The following is an 8,623-nucleotide window of genomic DNA, read 5'->3' on the forward strand; positions in this document are numbered from 1 at the left end:
AATGGGCAGGACTAAGTTAATTAAAAAAGGTGATCCACGATTTGCTGGGTCATCAAAACAGGAGGAAAAATCGATGCAGCAAAAATTATGGGGTAGTTTATTGTTATTAGGTACGTTAGGTATTTTAACCGGTTGTGGCCGTTCTGCTGACCAAGCAGAAAATCATTCAAGTCAGACAAGTTCAAAATCAGCTAATTTAGCCAGTTTAAAAGCCGAAAATTCATCATTGAAACAGCAATCAAGTAGTAGTTCTTCGGTTGCTAAAGCAGAATCGAGTTCGGCGACTCCGGCCAGCTTGTGGAATCAAGCTAAGGCCGCACAATTAGCTGATTTCATGGATTCTTGGGGTACAACAATGAATCAGCAGTATGAGTCATACGGCCCGGGAAATGATACGAACTATTACGGCATTGCGTTTCCTAGTGAGTTTGATAAAATTGCGCTGAATATCGATAATCAAAAATATAGTGCTGCCTGGTCAGATGATGGCAACGGCACAGCGGATTATGACGTGGTGGCAATTTACTGTAATTCAGAAACAGCTCACGCAATGGGCGAAATCTTGTATCTATTTGCTTATGTCCAGCAAGAACCAGTTGTGCTAGTGACGCAGCAAACTAATGGGGATGTGACCAACGAAGGGGTACATTTCCGCGCGACGGAAAATCAAGATTTAACGGCTGGCTTTAAAAAAATCGCTGAAAAATAGAGAATTTTGTACTTAGATCACAAAGTATCAATGATAAATGACGCTGATTCTAAGTTGTACTTTTATTGATCACTATTTTTGAGGATAGATAAATGTATGTAATCAAGGAGATGTTAGCCCATGCAACTAACTCAACGGCAACTCAAACAATTTATTTACGCTGGACTAGTTGGTGATGCCCTAGGTGTACCGGTAGAATTTAAGCCGCGTGATAGTTATCGAATCGACGCGATGTTGGGCTTTGGGACTTATGATCAGCCTGCTGGAAGTTGGTCAGATGACTCGTCATTAACGCTATGTTTAATGGAAAACTTAACTGAAAATGGCTCAATGGTAACGCTGTTTGATAAAATGCTGGCTTACATGACAACGGGAAAATATACACCCAATCATGAATTGTTTGATATTGGCAATGCTACTCGCCGCGCAATTTTGAACTACAGTAAAGGTGTATCTCCGCTAGAGTGTGGTGATCGCTCTGAATTTGCCAATGGGAACGGCGCGATAATGCGAATTGCGCCATTAGCTATTATTCTATTAACGGAAAAAGACTTTAAGAAGCGATCAACAATGATCCGCGAATATACAATTTTAACTCATGCGCATGAGCGCTCAGTTATTGGCAGTGTTATCTATGTTGAATTATTGCGTGAGCTATTATTAGGTACTGAATTAACAGTTGTATTGGGTACATTGCAGCAACGATTACAGTTAGTCGGCTTCACTGAAGTTGAATTAGCCAAGTATCAGTGTATTTTTGATCGGGGCTTTGGAAAATTACCGCGCGCGGCGATCAAGTCTAGTGGCTACGTTATTGATTCGTTGGCGGCGGCAATTTGGTGTAATTTAGTCGCGCACGATTTTCAAGAAGTTACTTTATTGGCAGTAAACCTCGGCGAAGACACCGATACTGTCGCACAATTAGCAGCAATGATCAATGTCAGCCAAAAACTAGAAACGGTCATACCAGATCAGTGGCAACAAGCGCTGATCATACCGCCAGAAATTCACACCATCATTACTGATTTTACAGAAAAGTTTGGCGATTAACTTGTGATTTCCAAAAAATAGCAAAAAAAGGCTGTGACATAAGTAATATTATGTCGCAGTCTCTTTTTTATTACCGAACATTATAGCTTAAACGTGTGACATAAGACACTGTCGCTCGTTCTAAACAACACTGTTTGGCAAGTATTTAATTTAGTGCTTATTCACTAAACAGAACGTGCTTCCCGTTGTCGATTGGACTATTGCCGAAGTGCGGCAAGTCCAAGTCGCAGCTCCCTCCGCCTGCCATGTTTTAACTTGGCGGTCTTCGCCTTAGTTAAATGGTCAACGTCCGTAACATCAAAGATTTTCGGTATGAAAATCATCCACTATTGCGGAGTAGTAGGCTAATGCTCAGGAGCTAACCGTCTTATGGCACACTCTTTTTGGCTTAATGCTTACGTTTCTTAATATTGTCATTTAACTTATCACTAAGCGGATAAGTTAAACGAATTGCGGCGGAGATCACTACCGGTAAGATGATCACTAAGATCACTAAACCAATGATGACTGCCATTGCGACTTGGATCAGTGTTAGTACGCCAGATGGAATCAGCGCAGCAAAAGTACCACTGAGAATGATCGCGGCGGAAATAACCACTGCACCGATAACTCCGGAAGCGGCAATGATTCGTTTGCTTGGGGTGCCATCGGTAAGACCAAATTCACGATATTTCATCATCAGGAAGATACTGTAGTCAACGCCCAATGCCACTAACATGACGAAGGAGAAGAATGGTGTATTCCAAGTCAACATATTTTGGCCGAGTATCGCAGAACTGAACCAGCGCGTCAAACTTAACGAAGTCACGTAGGCTAGCAGTAGGGTACCTAAAATATAGAACGGCTGTAAAATTGACCGGGTGATCACCATTAAGGCTAGTAAAATACCAATGAGCATGATCGCTGCTGTTCTTAAGAAATCGCTGCTGGCAATATGATGCGTGTCAGAAATCGAAGCTGTTTGGCCACCGATCGCGACTTTAGCACCAGATAATGGTGTTCCTTTCAACTCATTTTGGACTTCACTTTGCAGTGAATCGATCCGCGCCATTGATTTGGCGGAGCTAGGATTAGAATCCAAAACGATCGTCATCTTAGTCGTGTGCTTGTTAGCTGACATATAGGACTTGATCGCGGCATTGAAAGTTTTACCGTGCAAGACATTAGCCGGGATATAGAAATTCTTCGCTGCGGCTGAGCCCTGCAAACCGGTTAAATACTTATCTGCGCTAGTAACACCTTTGCCAATCTTAGTAAGACCGCCGCTAGCGTCGACTAAACCGTTATGCAATGTCTGCATTTGGCTAACTAGACCTTGCAAAGTGGTGTACATCGTCCGTTGACCGTTATCGACTTGAATCAAGCCAGCCGTTAACTGAGGCGATTTAGCGTTTAATTGATTTGCGCCAGAGGCCAATTGCGTGGCACCGCTGTTTAACTGACTAATGCCGCTGGTCAAGGTTGGAACTTGATTATTCAGCGTGCCGAGACCACCCGCTAGTTGTTTAGTCCCACTAGTTAGCGCCGCTGAGTTAGCATTTAATTGCGCGGCGCCGCTGGCTACAGAATCAACACCACCAGTATATTGCTGCAAGCCGGCAGCTAGTTGATTGATTTGGCTCAGCATTTGCGATTGATCGATCGTTGCGTTGATCGTATTTTGGTCGGTGGTATTCACACCAGAACCATTAACACCAGCGTTCAATTGTGTGGCGACGCTAGAGGCTTGATTGGCGGCTGTTTGCAGCTGCGCCAATGATTGGGTCAATGTTGCCATTTGATTTTGTAAGTCACTTAGGCCGCTAGCTGCACTGGCAAGGTTACTAGTTTGATCTAACAGTGAGTCGGCATTATCAAGCATTGTTTGCATGCCGCTTAATTGTGATTTCAAGCTACTGATTTCGCTGTCACTAGGCAATTGATCAGCCAATGTTGTTAAGCCAGATAAATCAGGTAACTGAGTTTGACTAGCTTGCTGTTGTAACTGTGTCAACGTATCTCCGTTGGCGGCTAAGTTATTAGTTAAACTAGCGTTGGCAGTTTTGATGATCGCTTGTGCTTGCGTTTTAGAAGCTGTTGTTGCCGTGGAATCATCCAAGATCGTTTGCGCAGCAGCGATAACTGACTTATCGGCCGTTGCAGCGGCGTTATCGCGTTCACCAATTTGTTGTAAATCAGTTTTCAAAGTTGCCTGCGTTGATTCAAGCGCGCTTGCTTTAGTTTGTAGCGCGCTGATATCTGTTTTAGTGCTTTGCAGACTATCTAATAAAGTGAGCATTTTAGATAGTTGCGGCTCGATAGTTTTAGCGGCGTCAACTTCTTTTTTCAAATTAGCGCTTCGACTACTGAGATCTTGTAATTGACTTTGCGCACTACTTAAGGCGGCTAATTTTGATTGATTGGCGGCTAGCGCGTTATTGATTTCACTGACGCCGCTGGCAATGCTGTTATTATAGGCGGTTAATCCGGCGACAGCTAAAGGTAACTGCCGACTTTGGCTAACCAAGCTTTGGACGCCGTTAGTTACTTGGTCGGAACTGCCGGCTAATTGTGATAAGCCGCTATTCAGTTGGCTAACACCATTGGTATATTGACCAACGCTGTTTTGCAAAACATAGGCGCCACTAGTCAATTGATTAACACCGCTAGCCAATGTTCCAGTCGAACTATTTAATGTACCTAAACCGTTGCTTAAAGTAGTCGCACCACTGGCAAGTTGGCCGGTACCACTGGTTAATTGTTTGCTACCAGTAACCAGTTGGTCGGTGCCGCTGATCAACTGTTGCACACTACTGAGACCACTAGCCATATTGCTTTGGCCCAGTTTGTCACTAGCTTCATTTAAGCCACTATTAACTGTTTTCAGTCCTTTACCAGCCGTTTTCATGCCACTAGTGACAGTGCCTAACTGATTATCAGCGTACAATGCTTCAATTTTACTGCCGCCAGGTTCAGTAACTGAGGCGACGGTTTTAACGCCGGGTTCTTTTTGTAATTTACGCGTGATTTGATCGATCACTTTCAAGTATTGTTCTTGATCCAACTTTTTATCGCCCTGAATATACAAGGTCGATGGTTCGGCAGTCCCCTTGGAGAAATGCTGCTGGACTACCTTGAAACCTTGCTTAGCCGGTAAACTATCGCTTAATTCATCCAACGTATCGTAGTTTAGCTGACCATTGTAAGTGAATAAAAAGGGTAAGGTGACCAATAAAACCAACCCCAGCGCGATAAAGGGATGGCGTACCGAGTTCTTTGATAAGCCATGCCATAATTTACTATTGCTGTTCCCTTTAAACGTTTTAATCGGCCAAAACATCCGACGGCCTAACGTAGCCATGAAGAATGGATTTAGCGTTAACAAAACAAGTAGTAAAACAGCGACCCCAACCGCCACTCCAACCGCGGAACGGTAAACGGAGAATTTAGCCAAAGCTAATGCAGTAAAGCCGATTAAAATTGTGGAGCCACTATATAAAATCGTCCGCCCAGCGACGCGGCGTGCATTTCGTGTTGCTGCCACGGAATCCAGACCTTTGCTGAGCTCGGCTTTAAATTGATCATACAGTAGAATATTGTAATCCGTCCCGATCCCGAAAAGCACCACCACCATGAAGACTTGCGTGAACGATGATAGTGGAAAGCCGAAATGAGCAACTAAGTTCATGACGACGCTTAGGGAGGTCACAACGGAAATACCAACGGTCAGTAGCGAAATAACCGGCACAATCGGTGAACGGAAAACGATGATCAACACAATGAAAATAAAGATTGCGGCGATTACTTCTGTTTTCTTGATTCCTTCCTCAGTGGCCTGACTAAAGGAATCCGTTAAAATATCACTGCCAGTAATGTACGTTTTAACGCCAGCTGTTTTAGCTGCCTTGGTGATATCCGTGTTCATTTGCCGGACCGTATCTTTTTTACTGACCATTAATTGTACTAATTGTGTGGATTTATCCTTAGAAATTAGTTGTTTGCGAGTAGCGGAATTATCCGTTGCTGCTGTAACTGACTTAATATGATAATGTTGCTTGTTAGTGCGCAAATTTTTAACCGTCTGCGCAATATTGTCCTTTTGTGCAGTGGTTAATTGATGCTTACCGTTATTAAAGACCACCACGACTTGGCGTGTATTACCTTGGCCACGGCCCCAATGATCTTGCATCACCGAAGCAACTTGGCTTTGCGCCGCCGCCGGAATCTTGGTTTGACCGTATTCGCGAATCAGCCGTGTTGAGTCAGGCATCGCAACTAGCGCAACGATGATCACAACTAACCAAGCAACTAACGCGCCCACATGTCGTTCCCAAAAGCGTTTCATTTTACTTACATCTCTTCCTCATCTAATTTACTTTGTTAGAGAGTGTCTAAAAAAGGCATTCACATTTCTACTCCGCAGTAGTGGATCATTATTAAAAATAATCTGAATGCCGTGGTATCTATTTTGTAGCTAAGTATGTATCGCAAAAAGAGATATCGCAGCGAAACCTACCAAATATGATCTAATAGGTTAAAAAATCATTGCCAATGAAAACGCTTGAAACCTCACTTTCCATAGGTATTGTATGCAACTATCTTACTCATTTTTTTTGATTTGTCAATTACTTTTAATGTCCATTATAGAGTTGGATAATATTTTATACTGATCGTCGGCTTTTAGATGAATTGAGTCAGACCACACCCCTTGTTGTTGATATTTTCCAAATTAGTAATAGCAAAAAGTACGGTATTTAAATTTTTGAATAAAAATAGCGATGGCAAAAAACGCCATCACTATTTTGGTTATCCAGTTTATTTACTGGGCTATGGTGTTTCCAAATTATTTTTTGAATAAATGTTATCAACATAATATCTAAACAAAGCATCTACAGTTAATTCTAATGCAGCAAAATAATTGTATTCGAGATTAGGATTATCAGATAATTCAATTTTAGTGGTTTGATAATAAAGATTATAAGTGGTTTTAGTTGAAAGTGAATTTTTCGTTAACGGAGTGATCGAAAGTGTAGGAATACTTTTTAATTTTAGCTGGTTAGAAATGTGATTAAGCTCTACATCTTCACCGCTAAAAGAAATTAAGATCAATAAATCGTTTTCCGTCATAAATTGTACGGTCCAATTCAATTCGGTAATCGAAGGAATAATGCTAAAAGGTTGGTTACAACCTAGAAAATTACGGGCTAGCGTTTCAGCAGCACGCTGTTCACCCCAGTCGGTTCCAAAGACGTAGATGCGATGTGCGCTAGAAATCGATTGAGCAATTGGGTAAAGATCAGTTTGTGCGATCAGTTTAAGCGTTTGTTGAATATCGTTTGTCAGTAGTTTGCTATAGTTCTGCTTAGCATGCTTAGTTTCAGATAATTCTTGGGCAAGGAAAAAACGTAATTCCGAGAATCCAGAGAAACCTAGACGTTTTGATAAGCGAGTCAATCCAGCTGTTGACGAATAGGTTAACTCGGCTAGTTCACTAGCTTTAAGCGCAATACATTTTTGCTTATTTTCAATAATAAAATGTAGTATTGAAATATCTGTTTGGGTCAAGCGTTCAATATTGGTATTAATAACTTCTTCAAACCGCATATTTTAGCCTCCTAAAAGAATGTGAAACTAGTTTTAACTAATAAAACAGTTTTCATTATAAGTAATTGAAAGCGTTATCAAAGAAACGGACAATAGACCTTTATTTTTATATGGTAGATTGTAAAATTTAAGTTGAACATATTAGTGGACAGAAAAACCCATCAAGGTCTTTAATGGTGTCACCACAACATTCCATTAGAAAGAAGGACCTTTATGGGCACCACTATTTTATCATTTGAAGACCGCGTTGTCATCGAAACACTTCATCATGAAAAGCACTCACTTCAATATATTGCCGATTATTTAGGCTTTAGTAAAACCACTATCTTTAATGAGGTTCATCGCTTAGCTGGTGAGTATCACGCAGTTAAGTCTCAAACTGACCATGAAGTTAAACTTAGTCATCGTGGTCGTAAAACCATCTTAACGACTAACCTAAAGCGATTGATTGAAGAAAAAATCAAGATCCAAAAATGGTCAATTGAACAAGTGGCTCATGTAGTTAGAATTGCCTACAAAACCATCTATAACTGGATTGATCAGGGACTACTGGATATTAATGTGACTGATTTACCTGACCATGGTATTCGTCGCAAACGATCTAAAGAAACCCGTGGTAGTTTTAGTCATGGACGTTCCATCGAAGATCGTCCAGCTGAAATTTCTGATCGTAATACTTCAGGTCACTTCGAAGCTGATACAGTTTTATCTGGAAAACGTAAAGGTCAAGCAGTAGCTACGTTTGTCGATCGTAAGAGTCGGCTTACCATCGTTAAACGGCTTAATGGACGAGATAGTACTTCAATGACCAAGGCTATTTTAGAATTGGCTAACCAGTTAGGAGATAATCTCAAGACCCTTACTGTTGACCATGGGAAAGAATTCGCCAACTACAATTTGATTGAAGAACAGGCCGGTGTTCCGCTGTACTTTGCGCACGCTTATTCGCCACATGAACGAGGCAGTAATGAAAATCGCAACCGAGTACTACGCCGCTTCATTCCCAAAGGTCAACCGATTGATGAGATTACCGATGATGAATTGATTCAAATTAACTGGTATTTGAATTCCCGACCACTCAAATGTTTAAATTGGCGAACACCGATTGAGATCTTTTTGCGTAATCTGCGTTAGCCGGATTTACAATGTAAGTGCAACACCAAAATAACTAGACCAAAAAGGCCATGAAGCCTTAAACTTATAAGTGACAAAACCAATAAGTTAGGACGGACTTCATGACCCAATCTAAAGATACCATCAAAAAATCTTATAAGCAACTAT

General features: G+C 41.4%; 5 protein-coding genes. 3 read left to right on the forward strand and 2 right to left on the reverse strand.

The annotated features are described in order from the left end of the window. The first annotated feature begins 73 nt into the window (after positions 1–73). Positions 74–709 (forward strand): DUF4767 domain-containing protein, encoded by a 636-nt coding sequence (locus EKM76_RS05235; protein ID WP_164507600.1) that lies wholly within the window; start codon positions 74–76, stop codon positions 707–709. A 120-nt stretch (positions 710–829) separates the two neighbouring features. Continuing rightward, positions 830–1,759, forward strand: coding sequence for an ADP-ribosylglycohydrolase family protein (locus EKM76_RS05240; RefSeq protein ID WP_125549649.1), 930 nt, complete (start codon positions 830–832; stop codon positions 1,757–1,759). A gap of 388 nt (positions 1,760–2,147) precedes the next feature. On the opposite strand, the gene EKM76_RS05245 is transcribed toward EKM76_RS05240, so the two are convergent. Next, on the reverse strand, positions 2,148–6,083 hold the full coding sequence (locus EKM76_RS05245) for an MMPL family transporter (protein ID WP_125549650.1): 3,936 nt from the start codon (positions 6,081–6,083) through the stop codon (positions 2,148–2,150). 482 nt (positions 6,084–6,565) lie between these two features. Next, positions 6,566–7,342, reverse strand: a complete 777-nt coding sequence (locus EKM76_RS05250) for a MurR/RpiR family transcriptional regulator (RefSeq protein WP_125549651.1) — start codon at positions 7,340–7,342, stop codon at positions 6,566–6,568. A gap of 213 nt (positions 7,343–7,555) precedes the next feature. Here EKM76_RS05250 and EKM76_RS05255 point away from each other — a divergent pair, with 213 nt between their 5' ends. Beyond that, a complete protein-coding gene (locus EKM76_RS05255) occupies positions 7,556–8,476 on the forward strand; it encodes an IS30 family transposase (RefSeq protein WP_125549652.1) in 921 nt (306 codons plus the stop codon). Positions 8,477–8,623 lie beyond the last annotated feature (147 nt).

The organism is Loigolactobacillus zhaoyuanensis, assembly GCF_003946385.1.
GTDB lineage: Bacteria > Bacillota > Bacilli > Lactobacillales > Lactobacillaceae > Loigolactobacillus > Loigolactobacillus zhaoyuanensis.